Origin of the sequence: Thermoflavimicrobium dichotomicum (assembly GCF_900114055.1) — a bacterium.
In the GTDB taxonomy this organism is placed as follows: Bacteria; Bacillota; Bacilli; order Thermoactinomycetales; family Thermoactinomycetaceae; genus Thermoflavimicrobium; species Thermoflavimicrobium dichotomicum.
The window spans coordinates 23850-40430 of record NZ_FORR01000026.1; the positions used below are offsets into that span (position 1 = coordinate 23850).

The 16581-nt window shown below is 47.3% G+C and carries 12 protein-coding genes and 4 tRNA genes; 2 read left to right on the plus strand and 14 right to left on the minus strand.

Annotation, left to right across the window (positions count from 1 at the left end):
- Positions 1–32: 32 nt before the first annotated feature.
- The 3 genes from BMZ78_RS16830 to BMZ78_RS16840 form a co-directional block, all read right to left on the minus strand.
- Positions 33–257, minus strand: coding sequence for a hypothetical protein (locus BMZ78_RS16830; protein ID WP_093231568.1), 225 nt, complete (start codon positions 255–257; stop codon positions 33–35).
- 15 nt (positions 258–272) lie between these two features.
- A complete protein-coding gene (locus BMZ78_RS16835) occupies positions 273–1460 on the minus strand; it encodes an ArsA family ATPase (RefSeq protein WP_093231569.1) in 1188 nt (395 codons plus the stop codon).
- A gap of 86 nt (positions 1461–1546) precedes the next feature.
- Positions 1547–2020 (minus strand): MarR family winged helix-turn-helix transcriptional regulator, encoded by a 474-nt coding sequence (locus tag BMZ78_RS16840; protein ID WP_093231570.1) that lies wholly within the window; start codon positions 2018–2020, stop codon positions 1547–1549.
- Positions 2021–2624: 604 nt separating this feature from the next.
- On the opposite strand from BMZ78_RS16840, the gene BMZ78_RS16845 reads away from it, so the two are divergent.
- Entirely contained in the window at positions 2625–4082 is a 1458-nt protein-coding gene (locus tag BMZ78_RS16845; protein WP_093231571.1) for an NAD(P)/FAD-dependent oxidoreductase, read from the plus strand.
- 326 nt (positions 4083–4408) lie between these two features.
- Here BMZ78_RS16845 and BMZ78_RS16850 read toward each other — a convergent pair whose 3' ends face one another.
- The 6 genes from BMZ78_RS16850 to rhaI all read right to left on the minus strand — a co-directional run bounded on the left by BMZ78_RS16850 (position 4409) and on the right by rhaI (position 14587).
- A complete protein-coding gene (locus BMZ78_RS16850; RefSeq protein ID WP_093231572.1) occupies positions 4409–5752 on the minus strand; it encodes an MFS transporter in 1344 nt (447 codons plus the stop codon).
- A gap of 107 nt (positions 5753–5859) precedes the next feature.
- Complete coding sequence (locus BMZ78_RS16855) at positions 5860–8556, minus strand: family 78 glycoside hydrolase catalytic domain (RefSeq protein ID WP_482255532.1); 2697 nt, start codon at positions 8554–8556, stop codon at positions 5860–5862.
- Positions 8557–8841: 285 nt separating this feature from the next.
- Entirely contained in the window at positions 8842–9606 is a 765-nt protein-coding gene (locus tag BMZ78_RS16860) for a DeoR/GlpR family DNA-binding transcription regulator (protein WP_093231574.1), read from the minus strand.
- Positions 9607–9769: 163 nt separating this feature from the next.
- Entirely contained in the window at positions 9770–11818 is a 2049-nt protein-coding gene (locus BMZ78_RS16865; RefSeq protein WP_093231575.1) for a bifunctional aldolase/short-chain dehydrogenase, read from the minus strand.
- Between the two features lie 16 nt (positions 11819–11834).
- A complete protein-coding gene (locus tag BMZ78_RS16870; RefSeq protein ID WP_093231576.1) occupies positions 11835–13364 on the minus strand; it encodes a rhamnulokinase in 1530 nt (509 codons plus the stop codon).
- Between the two features lie 5 nt (positions 13365–13369).
- Positions 13370–14587: an L-rhamnose isomerase gene (rhaI, locus tag BMZ78_RS16875; protein ID WP_093231577.1), complete on the minus strand. Its 1218-nt coding sequence runs from the start codon at positions 14585–14587 to the stop codon at positions 13370–13372.
- Positions 14588–15106: 519 nt separating this feature from the next.
- On the opposite strand from rhaI, the gene BMZ78_RS18925 reads away from it, so the two are divergent.
- Complete coding sequence (locus BMZ78_RS18925; protein WP_175482535.1) at positions 15107–15283, plus strand: hypothetical protein; 177 nt, start codon at positions 15107–15109, stop codon at positions 15281–15283.
- A 174-nt stretch (positions 15284–15457) separates the two neighbouring features.
- Here the strand turns inward: BMZ78_RS18925 and BMZ78_RS16885 are convergent, their stop codons facing one another.
- The 5 genes from BMZ78_RS16885 to BMZ78_RS16905 form a co-directional block, all read right to left on the minus strand.
- Entirely contained in the window at positions 15458–15979 is a 522-nt protein-coding gene (locus BMZ78_RS16885; RefSeq protein WP_093231579.1) for a GNAT family N-acetyltransferase, read from the minus strand.
- A gap of 227 nt (positions 15980–16206) precedes the next feature.
- Positions 16207–16281, minus strand: a tRNA-Gly gene (locus tag BMZ78_RS16890).
- An 11-nt stretch (positions 16282–16292) separates the two neighbouring features.
- A tRNA-Asp gene (locus BMZ78_RS16895) sits at positions 16293–16369 on the minus strand.
- Between the two features lie 8 nt (positions 16370–16377).
- A tRNA-Val gene (locus tag BMZ78_RS16900) sits at positions 16378–16453 on the minus strand.
- Between the two features lie 3 nt (positions 16454–16456).
- Positions 16457–16532, minus strand: a tRNA-Glu gene (locus BMZ78_RS16905).
- Between the last annotated feature and the right edge of the window lie 49 nt (positions 16533–16581).

Sequence of the window (16581 nt, forward strand, 5' to 3'; positions counted from 1 at the left end):
CCCGACATCGGAGCAGGATGTCGGGGAATCATTTATTCTTCAATATTGATCTTCTTGGCCTGCTTTTCTGGTACTTCCTCTTTCTGATCCAACTTTTCAATCCAGGAATCCAAACACACTCTCACACCCAACAGTTGTTCTTTTAACGCATTTTTAAAATGGTGCCTGGCTTCATCAGGGATCGTATCCTTTTTCAATTTCTCCCGCATATCAAGCAACAAATCGAGGACATGATGCAAATCTTGACGATTCAACATTCGTTTTATCCCCCTTTATTTTTCGACCTCACTTTCTCGCTTTCCAAAAGTGATACGCAAGCGTTGATCGGTAAAACGAGCTTCAAGAATAGGGCGTCCTGTCAACAAACGTGGCAAATAAACTTTCCGACGGTAAGATCCTACCTGAATCGTCAACTCATCACCGCGTTGCGTCAGATTCAAGTCCGTACGCTCAACAAAGGGAAACGCCAGATAAAAAACATAACCTTCCTCTGTTTTTTCAACTTCTTCCACTTTCCCTACATAAAAGATCTCCTTTGGATTTTTTTCACCAAACGCCTCATTTGCCAGCAATTGTAAAGATTCTATGCCAGCTACTTCTTTTTTCATTAAAGGAACCCGAAAAACAGGAATGGGATGGAAACTTCCCTCAATATCCTGTATATATTGGGCCTGGCGTACCTTCCAGTCTTCCCAGTAGCCGACTCCTGCTTCTTCTGGCAACATCCGGTTTACAATAATCGCATCTGTATTAAAGCCATATAAATTTAAATAAGTAAAGGCTCTTCTTGCTTCAGCGATCACAATTTTTTCAGGATTTACGACCACCCGAATCGATGTGGTTGCATGATCCAATAAAATGTTTTGGATTTCAATCACCTTGCGAAATAGTTGCTCGATCTCACTCAGTGATTCTTCATCCGGCAATTCAAAACCACCTGTGACCAATTTGGTGACAGGACGCGCCAGCCTGGCCACCCGACGTTGGAAAGGAAATATTTTATCCAACCACCAGGTAATCATATTGGGATAGCTGAGCAAACGTAAAGTCTCACCGGTCGGTGCACAATCAATGATTAACACATCATATCTTTCGCTTTTAACATGGTCAATCATTCGCAATAGACTGAATAACTCCTCCATCCCCGGAAAAGTCAAGATTTCTTCCGCACTCACATCATTCAATCCAGACCAATTCATTACGCCTTTCAACCAAGTTTGTACGGCTTTCCAATTTCGTTCCGTCTCACGTATATGATCTACTTCCTGTCCCCATAAGTTCTCTGTGATTTGCACAGGCTCTGGTCCCAAACTTTTCAGAAAACAGTCTGATAAGTTATGTGCAGCATCTGTACTCATGATGAGGGTACGCAGTCCTTCTGAAGCAAGACGAACTCCCGTCGCTGCCGCTACACTGGTTTTTCCGACGCCACCTTTTCCTGTATAAACAATGATGCGCATAAGAAGCCTCCATTTAACATCAGCTAAGGGAAAATTACTACGATATCGTAGTATTGACGTAAAAGAAAAGGAACAAATCCCTCTGTTCACTCGGTAATGTTGATTCGCCGGATCGTGGGCTGTTCCATTTTCTCCACTGGTTCCATGGTTTGAATCGCCTTCATTACTTTTACGATCAGTGTAAGCAACTGCTCCTGTTCTTCTGTAGTCAATACCTGTTCAATTCTTTTAAGGACCTGATTGACGAGTTCCATCAATTGCTGTGCCAGCTGTTCTCCATTTTCTGTCAGATGGATGATGATGTTACGTCGATCCTTGGGATCCCGCGTTCTTTCAATGAATCCTCTTCGTTTCAACCGTTGACCAATACTTGTGACGGTGCTAAGGGGTGCACCCAGTTCCGCTGCCAGCTGTGACATGGTCATTTGTCCTTTATGCTTGATCAAGATTAAAGCGATCAGTTCAGAGCGTGTAAATTTTCTCTCCAATTTACCTATCTCTGAATCAAAAAGAAGAGGTTTCAAACCATGTTGAAGTAAGAGAGTGATGAGCTGCTTCATTTATTTCTCCTTTATGTAATTTTCCCTAAAAATATTTTACTACGATATCGTAGTATTTGTCAAAGATTTATGAACCCAAAAATAAATTTGTCATCATCTCAAACCGCGTATCAAAAGCCCATTGATTTGTTTTGAGAACTGAATCTTTACGCATCTCCAATAGACCACTGATTTCCAGCTTGTTGACAAAGTATCCGTTATATGCCGGTTTTCCTTTTCCGTTTCACTCCCGCTCTATAAAAACGAGCAAGAAGTCGTTCAACTGGAAAAGGAAAACCGGGTTTGTCAACGGTCTCAATTTCTTTTCTATATAAGCTCATTTAATAAGAAAATTTATCAAATCAGAATAAAAATAAGACTGAGCGGAAACAAAAAATAAAGGATACGGACCTCGCATCAATGAAGGAAATCACGATCAAATACCCTTACAAAACAGATTGAAAGCAGATGTAAACGCTTCAAAAACGAACATTGAATAGATTTAACAAAAAATTAATTCGTTTTTTACTTGATTTCTATTTCATGGTTTGATATAGTATCTAAGGCTTGGGTAGAAAAAAATTCCTATTCAAATAGGAAAAGATGGATGTTGGAGGTTTTACATATGAAAACAAAATATGATGTAATCGTTGTAGGTGCAGGTCCAGCCGGTATCTTTACCTGCTATGAATTGACTCTGAAAATGCCTGAAGCCAAAGTGCTATTGATTGATAAAGGACATGATATTTATTCTCGCAATTGCCCCATTTTACAGAAGAAAATCCAAAAATGCCCACCTGCTGTTGGCCGAAAAGAATATGCTGGCTGTGTTCCAGCCTGTTCAATCACCAACGGTTTTGGCGGTGCAGGAGCCTATTCGGATGGAAAATTTAACATCACCAGTGAGTTTGGCGGTTGGATGACGGATTATTTGCCAACGGAAACTGTTGTTGACTTAATTAAATATGTTGATGAAATCAATCTCAAACACGGAGCTACTGAAACGATCACCGATCCGCTAACAGATAAAGTTCGTGAAATCGAAAAAAGAGCCTATTCAGCTGGGCTCAAACTGTTACGCGCTCAAGTTCGCCATCTGGGTACAGAGCAAAATCTGCAAATTTTGACCAGCATCTTTGAATACCTCAAAGAACATATCGACATGCTCTTTAAAACGGAAGTGGCCGATATTATTACCGAAAAAGTGGGTTCATCCCATCGTATAGTCGGTGTTGAACTTAAAAATGGTGAGCAGCTCTTTGCAGAAAAAGTTGTGATCGTTCCCGGACGTGACGGTTCCGCCTGGTTATCGAAAATTCTCAGAAAACGCCGGTTAAAAATGGCAGCCAATCAAGTAGATATCGGTGTTCGTGTAGAAACATCCAATATTGTGATGGAAGAGATCAATGAGCATTTGTATGAAGGTAAATTTATCTTTCATTCATCGGTTGGCACCCGTGTCCGCACATTCTGCAGCAACCCATCGGGACATGTCGTGGTAGAAAATCATTCCGGTATCATGTTAGCCAATGGACATGCTTATAAAGATCCGAAGTTAGGAAGCGAAAATACCAACTTTGCACTTCTTGTTTCCCATCAGTTCGCTGATCCATTTGATGAACCGACTGAGTTTGCCCATGATGTCTCGCGACTGGCCAATCGACTATCCAACGGGGGAGTCATTGTACAAAAATTCGGTGATATCATGAAAGGACGTCGCTCCACACCCAAACGGATCAAGGAAGGATTTATCAATCCAACGCTAAAAGAAGCCGTTCCAGGAGATCTTGGCCTTGTCCTGCCATATAACACAATGAAAAGCTTGATTGAAATGATCCAGGCCCTTGATCATGTTACACCAGGTATTGCTTCAGAGCATACCTTATTCTATGGTGTAGAAGCCAAATTCTACTCAGCCCGTCCCAAACTGAATGATCGATTTGAGTCCGAAATCGCCGGGCTATATCTGGGTGGTGACGGTGCTGGGATCACTCGCGGTCTGGCTCAAGCGGGCGCTTGTGGTGTGTGGATCGCCAGGGATATCGTCGAAAAACTAAGGAATCATTCTTCTTCTCAGGTATAGCAAGTTTAAAAAAACGCCCCTAGTGGGGTGTTTTAAGACCGTTGACCTGCATACTTTGTCAACGGTCTTTTTTGTTGAATAAACATAGAAAACTAAAAGAAAAGGAAGGTTTTCTATTTTTCGTACAAATCCAACAAGAAAACATCATCCAGAAATAAGGATAGCGTGTCCCATCCGCCACCTGGACCTGCGGAGGACGTTCCCATTGCACGTTTTTCTACAACCTCACGCTAGGACGCCTATCCGTGCGACCGTATCCTTTCCTCCCGGACAATGAGCGAGAGGAGCGTCCCTGACGAAAGGGAAAACTGTCCAAAAAAGAGTAGTCAATCCTTCTTCGGCAAGACAATCTGCTCTCCAGTCCGCTCCGCCTCAATCTCCTCTAAAGACTTTCCTCTTGTTTGTGGAGCCCAGATTAACCCAATCAAGCCACTAACAAAGAGGAATCCGGTGAGGATCCAAGCCAACGTTGTGAACCCGGTGGCTGTTAACACTGGTACAAACAAACTCCAGATGCCAAGTCCGATTCTGATGACGGCGAAAGCCAAGCCTTGGGCAGTGCTGCGTATCATGGTCGGAAACAGTTCAGAAGACCACAGTTGGAAGAACGCTTGTTGACCAAAACCACCCGCAAAGCCACCTAAAAACACATGTAGCAAAGCAACAACAGGCGTTAACGGAAAAATCGCTAAGAGTGACATGCCTATCACTTGAATCAATGCACTGACTCCGAACAAAACACGCCGGTTAACGCGATCGCTCAAAGGCATGAAGATGAGTGCAGTGCCAATTACCCCGAACAAAAATCCTAAGCACTGCATTAACACGCTGGTCGACTGACTATTTCCCCCCACTGTTTCCAAGATGTATGGTAAGAAAAATCCCGACGTTCCCGCTGTGAGATTCCAAATTCCGTACATGGAGATCAAGAAGACCAATGCTCCCAAGTGCGGCTTGGTGAAAAGGGCTCGAAAACCATTTGCAGCGCTAACATTCTTGGACACAGTCCCCGCCGCAGTTGATTGCACTGAGGTTGCGGTTTCCACTGCTGTCTGCCAGCGCACCGATTCGACCATGCCTCGACGCAATAACCACGTGACGATTGCAACGACAAAGAGATGCGCAAACAACAGCCTAGCCCCCAAGATACCAAGCGGATAAAGTGCCAAAGACAGCAACAGACAGACAATCGGTCCCATGTTCCACAGAACTTGCGCCATACCACTTAGCTTTCCGCGTGATTTAGCTGGCGCATTTTCTGCAATGATGGTCCACGATGCGGGAACATCTGCACCAACAGCTAGTCCCACAATGAAGTAGCCGACGGCTAACATCCAAGCATTAACGGCAAAAATGATCCACAACATGCCAAATGCATAAATCAGCAAATCCCAAGAATAAATCCTTTTTCGGCCAAAAAGGTCACAAATTCGCCCACCAATCAGGGATCCGATCCCAGCCGAGATGGCGTTTGAACTAAAAGCGGCCAACAGTCCGAGAGCGGTGTTGGACATGTGAAAGTAGCTCTGCCAGAGACTTAGACTGGCCGCTCCTGCCACAATCGAGCCTGAGTCAATGTAGTTGGCCATGGAAGCCAATAACGTCCACTTCCACTGCTGTTTTGAGTTTTTCGGATCCTCGAGACTAGCCACCGTAACTTCACTCTTCATAACGACACCCCCAAACAGATTCTGTTTTAAAATCTTCCGTATTCAACTGTCTGTAAGCGATTTCAATTAATCGTTAAGATGACCCTCCAGTCTTGTTCGACACCCAACTAATTTGAAACCTTATCACACAGTGGGTAGTTGAATCGGTACGTACCAGAGCCGAGTTCCATGCGTACGCCCTCATTGACTTGTTCGAAATAATGAATACCGTCGGCTTGCTCCAAGGGTCTGTCACCCTCCCTAAGAACACTTAAAGTCGCATGCGGCAAAACCACTGTTGCGATAGTGTTAGCGGGAATGCGAACAAAAACTTCCATGTGTTGTCCATCAACTATTTCCCAGTGAGAAGCAACCTCACCGTACAAGGTCTGTAGTGACGCTTTGACATACTTCAACGCCGGCTCAGGTTTCGGACAAATCAGAATATGTTTGTACCCAGGCTGCTCCTCATCGGTATCGATCCCGGCTACTACACGGTACAACCATTCTCCAACTGCGCCATACGCGTAATGGTTAAATGAATTCATGTCGTCACTCCAAAATGATCCGTCAACTTTGATGCTATCCCAATGTTCCCACATTGTGGTAGCTCCCTTTGTCACTTGATAGAGCCAAGATGGATAATCAGTCTGTAGCAGCAACCTGTATGCTAGATCGTTATATCCGTTTTGAGACAACGCATGGCATAGATACGGAGTACCGACAAAGCCGGTTGAAAGATGATAGTCGTTGTCTTCGATGTACTTTGCTAATTTTCGCGCAATATGTTTTCGATGTGTCTCGTCCACTAAATCAAACCACAAAGCGAGTACATGGGCGGTTTGCGTAGGAACAGACAGACGACCATTGGGCGTCACAAACTCTCGGCGGAAATGTTCGACGATATTTTTGTAGAGCGTTTGATATTCCTCAACATCGTTGTGCTTACAGAGTACGCGTGCTGCTTTTGCAAGCAAGCGAGTCGAATAGGCATAAAACGCGGTTGCGATATAGTCTTCGTCCGTGGCACCTTTGTAACTATTTTCTTTGGCGTCCAAACCGAGCCAATCCCCGTAGTGAGATCCAGTATTATACAAGTACTCATTGTCTCCCTGACTGCGCATGTACTCTACCCAAGCCTTCATACTGTCGTACTGTTCTTCCAATAAACGTCTGTCTCCGTAGCAGAGGTAAATCGTCCACGGGCAAATAACCGCCGCGTCTGCCCATGCCGACGATGAGCTTAAGATTTTACTATCTTCAGAAAAGATATTTGGTATGACGGATGGTACACCTCCACTTGAAAATTGATCCGCCTTAAGATCTCGAAGCCACTTAGTGAAAAATGGCGCAATATTCATGTTAAAGGCCGCCGTGCGAATAAATATTTGTACGTCACCAGTCCAACCAAGGCGTTCGTCACGTTGGGGACAATCTGTCGGAATATCCACAAAATTCCCCTTTTGTCCCCAGAGGATGTTATGCTGCAACTGATTCACAAGTTCATTGGAGCACTCAAATCGACCCGTCGGCTCCAAATCCGAGTGGATGACACAACCGATGAAGTCGTCCAGCTTTACATCCCCAGGAACACCTTCAATTTGCACGTAACGGAAACCTTGATAAGTAAAGTGAGGTTGATACCATTCTTCCCCCTTGCCCTTGCAAATGTAGCGAATCGTCTGCTTTGCCCTACGTAAATTCCCAGTGTATAAGTTACCATCCCTGTCCAAGACTTCTGCATGTTTCAAAACGATCTCGGTTCCAGCGGGCGCCGTCACTTTGAAACGGATCCAGCCGACCATGTTCTGCCCCATATCCAGCACTTTCTCACCCGCAGGCGTATATATGAGTCGGACCGGCTTAATCTCTTCCACGATGCGTGTCGGCATATTTTCTTGAGCGGTCAACATATCTTTCTCGCGCGATAATACAGTCACTCCATACCAGTCACTGTCATCATACTCTGCAGTACTCCATCCAGATCTTTCTAATCTTGCATCATATATCTCCCCATGATAAATTTCTGACATGAGAATCGGTCCAGTCTGGGATGACCACGTTTCGTCCGAAACCACGGTTTGGTTGCGCCCATCTGCATACTTGATGTGCATTTGCAGCAACACGGCTCTTTGATTTCCGTAAATGTTCCGAGCCCCTTCCCAGCCAAGCTCTCCCTTATACCAGCCATTTCCAAGGATTACACCAATCGCATTGGCACCCTCCCGCAAGTAATGAGTAACATCATAGGTTTGGTACTGCAAACGTTTGTTGTAACTGGTCCAGCCAGGTGTCAGCACCCAGTCTCCAACCCGTTCGCCATTTAGTTCGAGTTCATACAACCCCAAGCTGGTAACATACACCCTCGCTGTTTCTACTGGACCCTCAATTGTGAACGTGTTCCTTAACAGCGGGCAGACTTGCGTTTGATCTGTTTCAAATTGTGGCGTAATCCACTTTGCCCTCCACTCGTCAGCACGAAGAAGACCCATTTCAAATAGCGCAATTTCACTCCATTCCGACATTTGTCCCTCTTGGTTCCACGCTCGTACACGATAGAAATATCTCGTGCATGATTTCAAAGGAGGTCCTTCGTACACCACATGGACCGATTGATCCGATTGCACCTGACCCGTGTCCCAAATTACCTGCTGAAAATGGGGATCATTCTCGGAAACCTGGATCTGATAGGCACTCTGCATAACATCGCGAGCATGAGAATGAATTTGCCAGCTGAACCTCGGCCTCAATACGTCAATGCCAATGGGATTGTCCTTATACTCACAACGAAGTTTACACACAATGAAATTCGCCACAACTATCACCTCATACAGTGAATAGGCTATTTCTATTTTGTCGTTATTTCTACAATAGAACTAATTATCAATAATATCCGGGATGAATTACACCTCCCGTATTGAAATATGTGGAAGATTGAGGCACCGCCACGATGAACAAGTCTAACGCAGCATTGTGCCTCGCTGGATCCATCGTGAAGAGTGAAATTATGATAATCACGGAGGATAGCGCACTCTAGATCCTTCTCCCCAATCACCTCTTCATCCGCTAATTTTTTTGTCAAGGATCCAGATTCCGCTTGAAGTAATTTGTCACACCTCCGCGGTAATAACCTTGATCTGGACCTCACGGAGCGACTCGATTATGCTTGGATCAACCTCATCATCAGTTATAATGGTGTCGATATCGCTTAAATCCGTTATTGGCGCAAACGCACGCACACCGAACTTACTCGAATCGATGAGCAAAATAGTTTTGTCGCAGTTTCGAATCATCTTCTCTTTCACCCGCGCCTGCTCTTCCGTGGCCTCGCTCAACCCGTACTGAAGATGCAGTCCTTGACAGGAGAGGAAAGATTTCTGAACGTGGTAACCCTCCACGGATCGTTCCGCCAAAGGTCCGACGAACGACAGCGACCGAGGTACCAAGACACCACCGACGGAAATCACCTGGATGTTCTCCTTGTTTCTGAGCTCCATGACGACCTTAACGGAATTCGTTACTACCGTGAGCGGAATATCTGGCAAGATTCGTGCCATTTGCCAGGCCGTCGTACTTGCATCCAATGAAATGCAGTCTCCGCTCTCCACCAACCGCACCGCTTTGAGGGCGATGGCCTTTTTCTGTTCAATCCTCTCGATTTTCCGATCTTCAAAGGGAACTTCAAGGGGGAGTTCCTCCCTCGCCACCGCACCGCCATGCGTGCGAATGACCTTCCCTTCCGCTTCCAATTTATCGAGATCGCGCCGGATGGTCTCCTCCGTGACTTGGAAGAGCTTGCTCAGTTCAGCGACACGGATTCTTCCTTCGGACTGGACGAGTTCTACGATCTTTCGATGACGCTCAGCTACCAACATATCTCTTTCTCCCACCCCTTTGTTTGGCATAGAAGTCTTTTTCACCACGAATCCCATACTTGCAAGAAGGTAGATATCGATCCGCACACCTATTACCGACCTAGAATCAGATAGTATCCCGTTCCCCCGCCAACGAGGGGAACATTTACATTGTAACGGGGTTTTAACGGGGAAACGCTGCGGCCACACCACCATCGACCGTGATCATGCAACCCGTTGTTTTCGCGGACCGCTGGGACGCCAGAAACAGTATCGCTTCGGCAATGTCTTCCGGCAATACGTTGACATTCAAAATTGTGCGCTTGCGGTAATACTCTTCAAGCTCGTCCGGATGGATGCCATATGCGCGCGCCCGTTCTTCCCTCCAGCTCGAATTCCAGATGTTCGACCCTTGCAGAACGGCGTCAGGCAGAACAGAGTTGACGCGAATGCCGCGGTTTCCGCCTTCCACAGCTAGGCAACGTGCCAAGTGCACCTCTATCGCTTTTGCGCTGCTATAGGCGGAGGTGTCCTTACTGGCGTAGATGGCGTTCTTCGACGTTACGAAGACAATGCTGCCGCCGATTCCCTGTACCTCCATTATACGGAACGCCTCGCGCGCGGTCAGGAAGTAGCCGGTGCCAAGCACTGCCACGTTCTTGTTCCACTCGGCAAGCGATGTTTCCGTCACTGGTGCTGAGCTGGCGAGTCCCGCATTCGATACCAGGATGTCAACGCCTCCGTACTTGAGAATCGCTTCCGCAAGAGAGCGTCGAACCGCATCCTCGTCTGTTACATCAAGATAAACCGCAGCGGCCCGTTCCTCTCCGTACAACGCGTTCATCTCTTCAGCCAAGCGATTTGCGGTCTCTAACGCCAAGTCTGCGATCACAATGTACGCCCCTTCCTCCGCCAGCCGTTTGCAGGTCGCGCTGCCGATGCCTCCTGCGCCTCCTGTGATGAAGGCGACATATCTGGACAGCTCTTTTTCGGGCGGAGCCAGCGTGAGCTTGTACAGCTCCAATGGCCAGTACTCAACGTCGAACGATTCTTTTTCATTGAGGGAGACGAATTCGCCCAAAGTCGTGGTGCCCCGCATCACAGCCACGGCACGATGGTACAGAGCGGCTGCAATGTCAGCCATTTTCTTCGACTTGCCTGTGGCCACGACCCCGAGCCCAGGGATCAGGATGACGCGGGGATACGGATCGCTCATTTGTTCATTCCCTTCGCGGTTGCGCTCAAAGTATGCCGTATACTCCTCTTTGTAACGTGCAAGCCCGTCGCGAAGCGCCTGCACGAGGCCACCCACATCCCCCGTCGTCGGATCCCAATCCACGTAGAGCGGCACGCGCTTCGTATGCACGAGGTGATCCGGGCAGGCAGCACCGACTTGGGACAGCTTCTCTGCATCCCGACTGCCCGTAAAGCACAGGAAATCATCGCTGTCGTCGAACGTCAGAACCATACGTTTGTTTTCCGACACAATTCCGCGGATGATGGGCAGAATCCGAGCCGCGACCTCTTTCCGAACCTCTTTGGGGAGTGCCTCATACTTCACACCACCGAAGAGTTCCTGCTCATTCACGCGCTCCTCGATATATTGACGGGCTTCCTCGATGACTTTCAACGTGTTACGGTAGCACTCTTCCGAAGTATCGCCCCAGGTGATGAGACCGTGCTTCTCCATCAGGACCAGCTCGCAAGCCGGATTCGCTGCCACTGCTTCTGCGATCAGTTTGGACAACCGGAACCCTGGCCGAATGTAAGGGACCCAGACCATGCGCTGGCCGAAGATGCGCTCCGCAATCTCCCTGCCGTTTTTCGTGCAGCATAAGGAGATGATGCTGTCCGGGTGCGTGTGATCCACATGGGGAAATGGCAAAAAAGCGTGCAACAGCGTTTCAATTGACGGACGCGGATGGCGACTATCCAGCATGCAGTGTGACAGGTACTCGACCATCTCCTCGTCCGTCATAGCTTCACGCTCCATCAATGGCAACACATCGTTCAAGCGGAGTGCCGTGAAATTCTTTTCCGTCGCATCAGCCAGATCCGAGCCACTGCCCTTCACCCAGAGCACTTCCACCTTTTCACCGCGGAAGTCGGTCTCCTGAGTCTTCATGGATGTATTTCCGCCGCCCCAGTTGCAGATTGATCTGTCCGCTCCCAGGCGGTTTGACCGTTCAACGAGATCTGATAAGAAAGCATGGTGATCATAGCTGGTTTTCATATCTGTTATCCCCCTTTCAGGTATCGTGGGTGGAATTCGACAACTCAGAATCCAATTGAAATGAATTGTGCATCTCCAAGAGCCGGACAAATCTCTCGTAAGCCTCATCCCATCCTTCCCGCTGCGAGGTTGGACGGTAGACCTTCTTCTCGAAGGACCGGTCTACCAACGTGGGAATTTCTGAGATGCTGGAAAGTTCATTTGATACGATCAATTGCGCGCATAAGTTCCCAATCACCGTCGCTTCCACTGGCCCAGCGATCACGATTCGGTTCGTTGCGTCCGCCGTCCACTGGCATAAGACGGTATTCTGTACACCGCCTCCAACAATGTGAATGAACGGCAATGATTTCCCTGTGATCTCCTCAAGCCGCTCAATCACCCAGCGGTACTTCAAAGCCAAGCTTTCCAAGACGGCACGGCTGATCTCACCAGGACTCTCCGGGACAGGTTGATCCGTTCGCCTGCAGTAATCCTGGATGGCTGCAATCATATCGTCCGGCGCCAAGAAATCAGCCGCATCCGGATCAAACAGCGCCTTCAGCGCAGGCGCCTCTTCCGCTGCCTGCATCAAGCTGGAAAAATCACAGTTCACTCCCGACCGGAGAAACATGCGCCGAACTTCCTGTAGGAGCCACAAACCCATTACATTTTTTAACAGGCGGTAAACTCCGCCGACGCCGCCTTCGTTTGTGAAATTATGTTTTCTCGTCAAATCCGTGATGATCGGTTCGTTCGACAAAACGCCAACCAAAGACCATGTGCCGCTTGAGATGTACACAAAGTCATCCGTCTCATGCGGAACGGCAAGCACTGCCGATGCAGTATCGTGCTCACCGACATTGACCACGTCAATTCTCCCTGCAGCTGTCTTGGGCACCAGCTTCTTGCGAACGGACCCCAGTGTTCGTAAGGGTTGTACGACCGGTAAGAACAGGTCTTTCGGAAGGCCCAGTTTGTCGATCATGTCATACGCCCACGTCCCGAGTCTGGGATTGAAGAGCTGCGTGGTCGTGGCATTCGTGAACTCGCTGGCCATCTCCCCTGTTAAAAAGTAGTTGATGAGATCCGGAAATAGTAGCAGGTGACGGCTGCGTTCCAGGAGTTCAGGCTGATGGAGGCAGAGATACATCAATTGAAAAACGGTATTGATCTGGAGTATTTGAATCCCGGTCTGTTCGTACAGCGATTTCGCGGGAACCCGGGCGAACACTTCGTCGAGAACTGAACCGTGCTGGGGATTACGATAGTGACGTGGATTGGCCACCAGTTCGCCGTATTCATCAATGAGACCAAAATCAACACCCCATGTATCGACTCCAATGGTTGAAGGAATCAGACCCTCACTACTGGCCTTGACGAGGCCGTTCTGGATCTCGCTGAACAAGTGCAGAAAATCCCAGTACAGCGTCTCGCCAAGCCCGACAGGATTGTTCTGGAAGCGAGTGATCTCATACAGGAAAAGCCGTTTCCCGTCGTACTCACCGATGACTGTACGCCCATTGCTTGCACCCAAGTCCACCGCGAAACCACGCCATATGGCCATCTTTATCACCACCCTTGGCCGCCGATGCCGCGCTCCAGGATCTTTTTTGGATACTCGCTCTGCAAGTACGAAGCCAGCGGATCTTGCGGCAAACCCATCTCTTCCCGTACGAGAGCGAGCAGAGGACGTACATCCGTTTCAAAGGCGTCCTTCAGGATCGATTCGGAGCGAATGACATCCCCCTCTTCTTGTGCTTGTCTCAACGCATCCCGCTGCACAAGCAACGCTTTGGCAAAGGCAGTTTGAATGTTGACCACGGACTTGATCATCGCGGGAATTTTGCTCTCAATGCTGTGGCATTGGTCGATCATATACGTGATGTTCCGTGCGCACTCCGCTGTCGCCGGGTCATTTTCCCCATCAATCAGCTCGTTGCAGACCAGGAACAGCTCGTACGGATCAATGGTGCCGACCATGAGATCGTCATCCGCATATTTGCGGTTATTGAAATGAAATCCCCCGAGTTTTCCTTCGTCCAAAAGAAGTGCGACAATGTGGGGAATGTTCGTCCCTTGCGCATGATGGCCCAAGTCAACCAAGACCTGCGCCCGTTCACCGAGCTTTAAGCAATAGTTATAAGACATGCCCCAGTCCGCGAGATCTGTGTGATAGAAGGCAGGCTCAAAGAATTTGTACTCTATCAACATCCTCGCATTTTCCGGAAGTGCCTCGTAGATTTGGGATAACGCCTCTAGCATATAGCGCTTCCGCTTGCGGATGTGATCTTGTCCGGGATAGTTGGTCCCGTCAGCAAACCATAGACTGAGAACATCTGACCCAACCAACTTCATGATCTCCACGCATTCGAGAATGTGCGAAATCGCCTTCTTACGGACTTCTTCGCGAGGATGACAGACACTCCCCAACACGAAGTTGTCATCCTGGAACAGGTTTGGATTCACCGCACCGATCCCAAGTCCCAACTCGTTCGCGTAACTTTTTAAGTGACTGTAATCATCCACTTTATCCCACGGAATATGGATCGCAACCTTTGGACAAACTCCGGTCAAGCGATGAACCTCCGCAGCGTCTTCCAGTTTCTCATATGGATTGCGCGGAACGCCGACCTGTTTGTATACTTTGAAGCGGGTTCCGCAATCAGCGTATCCCCAGGAGGGTGTTTCAATCACTAAGTTCTTGAGCCGGTTTTTCACGGTCTCGACGGGGATACCCTTGTCTTCTTGAACTTTGACCCACAACTTGATTTCGGCTTGGGATATCACGATCGTCCCTCCTCTTATAATCTCCTTCGGCTTCAAATAAAAGTAATCGCTTTCAAACAAGCCTAGAACAATCAACTTCTTCAGAGACAATATCGACTGCCCACGTCGCCTGTACGATATTCCATCGTCACATTCCTGCAAACTTAGGACCAGATTCTTCGCATCCAAAACCTCGTCTTATAGATACCTGATCTTATTTGTTTATTTTGTTTTCGGATAAAACATTTATTTGATTTTGTTTTGATTATTTTTGTTTTATTTGTTTTCACGCTATTAAAATATACTATTTTTAACCTTTAGTCAATATGAAACGGCTTTCATTTTCCGCAAAAAGCCTAGATATCCCCGATGAATCGACCAATTTTAGTTAGGAAACACGTTTTTCTGTGTTTTCTTTTGTTTTTTTCTGTTTTACAACCAAATTTCTTTTATTATTTTTGTTCGACGGAAATTTTCTAAGGCGTGAAAGGAGGAATTTCTGTGCCTGACCCACAACGATAAATCATGGGGATCGCACGCATGGCACAAAGTGGGATTTGGGGATCATTGCGCTTTGAGTCCGAGATCGCTGGACTATATCTGGGTGGTGACGGAGCTGGGATCACTCGTGTTTTGGCTCAAGCGGGAGCTTGTGGTGTATGGATCGCCAGGGATATTGTCAAAAAACTAAGGAATCATTCTTCTTCTCAGGTATAGCAAGTTTAAAAAAACACCCCCAGTGGGGTATTTGAGGACGTTGACAAACCCGGTTTTCCTTTTCCAGTTGAACGACTTCTTGCTCATTTTTATAGATATGGAGTGAAACGGAAAAGGAAAACCGGCATATAACGAAACTTTGTCAACAAACTGACACTCCAATGGGGTGTTTTTTCATTTCTTATTACACTTTTGATATTCTTTCTTTAGCATGGACATGATCACCAGCGATTCAAACTGATCGCCATTTTTAAATGCCTCACGTAAAAGACCTTCTTCTACAAACCCTTCAGAGCGATAAAGAGTTCGAGCTCGAATATTATGCTCTTTCACATCCAACCACAAGCGGTGGGCATTCCATACTTCAAAACTCAGATATTTGACTGCTCGCAATGCTTCTCGTCCGTATCCCTTTCCCTTCTCTGTAATAACGATTCTCCGAAATTCAATACTTTGGTGCGGATTACTTAATCCAGCCAAAATGACAAAACCAACCCTGTTCGCTGTTATTTGGGATTCGATAATCAAATGTTTTATATCCGGATCATGAATGGCCTCGATATGTTTCTCTTGCTCCCATCGTTGAATGAATGGTGCATTTTCTGGATGATTTTCCGCCTCTAACAGAAAAGATACATCTAACTCATTTGTACACCGGAATTTAAGATTTTTTGTTTGAAACAAAATCTCTTCCATCCTCTGTCATTCCTTTCTTACCTAATGCCTAATCGATACTAATATTTGAATAAGAGAATCATTAATGCAACGACCAGGATCGTCCTAGCGATTTTCTTAATAATAAAAAATTTCTCTTTCTAAATTCACTAGTTTTTTAAACTTAACCCAAAAATATTATATATCCCAATTGGTCCATTGAATAACAAAAAAACTGCCATTCGTATAGAATGGCAGTTTTCCCTGTTTGGAGCGGAAGACGGGATTCGAACCCGCGACCCTCGCCTTGGCAAGGCGATGCTCTACCCCTGAGCCACTTCCGCATGTATTCAATTGGCGGAGCTGACGGGATTCGAACCCGCGATCTCCTGCGTGACAGGCAGGCATGTTAGGCCTCTACACCACAGCTCCATATTCCATGGTGGACGGTGACGGGATCGAACCGCCGACCCCCTGCTTGTAAGGCAGGTGCTCTCCCAGCTGAGCTAACCGTCCAAATGGTGACCCGTAGGGGATTCGAACCCCTGTATGCCAGCGTGAAAGGCTGGTGTGTTAACCGCTTCACCAACGGGCCATTCCCTGGAGCTCCCAACCAGGCTCGAACTGGTGACCTCTTCCTTACC

What these genes read in the sequence shown, in the direction of transcription:
- BMZ78_RS16830 (WP_093231568.1), bottom strand. Translation starts at nt 257, where the DNA reads ATGTTGAATCGTCAAGATTTGCATCATGTCCTCGATTTGTTGCTTGAT.
- BMZ78_RS16835 (WP_093231569.1), bottom strand. Translation starts at nt 1,460, where the DNA reads ATGCGCATCATTGTTTATACAGGAAAAGGTGGCGTCGGAAAAACCAGT.
- BMZ78_RS16840 (WP_093231570.1), bottom strand. Translation starts at nt 2,020, where the DNA reads ATGAAGCAGCTCATCACTCTCTTACTTCAACATGGTTTGAAACCTCTT.
- BMZ78_RS16845 (WP_093231571.1), top strand. Translation starts at nt 2,625, where the DNA reads ATGAAAACAAAATATGATGTAATCGTTGTAGGTGCAGGTCCAGCCGGT.
- BMZ78_RS16850 (WP_093231572.1), bottom strand. Translation starts at nt 5,752, where the DNA reads ATGAAGAGTGAAGTTACGGTGGCTAGTCTCGAGGATCCGAAAAACTCA.
- BMZ78_RS16860 (WP_093231574.1), bottom strand. Translation starts at nt 9,606, where the DNA reads ATGTTGGTAGCTGAGCGTCATCGAAAGATCGTAGAACTCGTCCAGTCC.
- BMZ78_RS16865 (WP_093231575.1), bottom strand. Translation starts at nt 11,818, where the DNA reads ATGAAAACCAGCTATGATCACCATGCTTTCTTATCAGATCTCGTTGAA.
- BMZ78_RS16870 (WP_093231576.1), bottom strand. Translation starts at nt 13,364, where the DNA reads ATGGCCATATGGCGTGGTTTCGCGGTGGACTTGGGTGCAAGCAATGGG.
- BMZ78_RS18925 (WP_175482535.1), top strand. Translation starts at nt 15,107, where the DNA reads ATGGCACAAAGTGGGATTTGGGGATCATTGCGCTTTGAGTCCGAGATC.
- BMZ78_RS16885 (WP_093231579.1), bottom strand. Translation starts at nt 15,979, where the DNA reads ATGGAAGAGATTTTGTTTCAAACAAAAAATCTTAAATTCCGGTGTACA.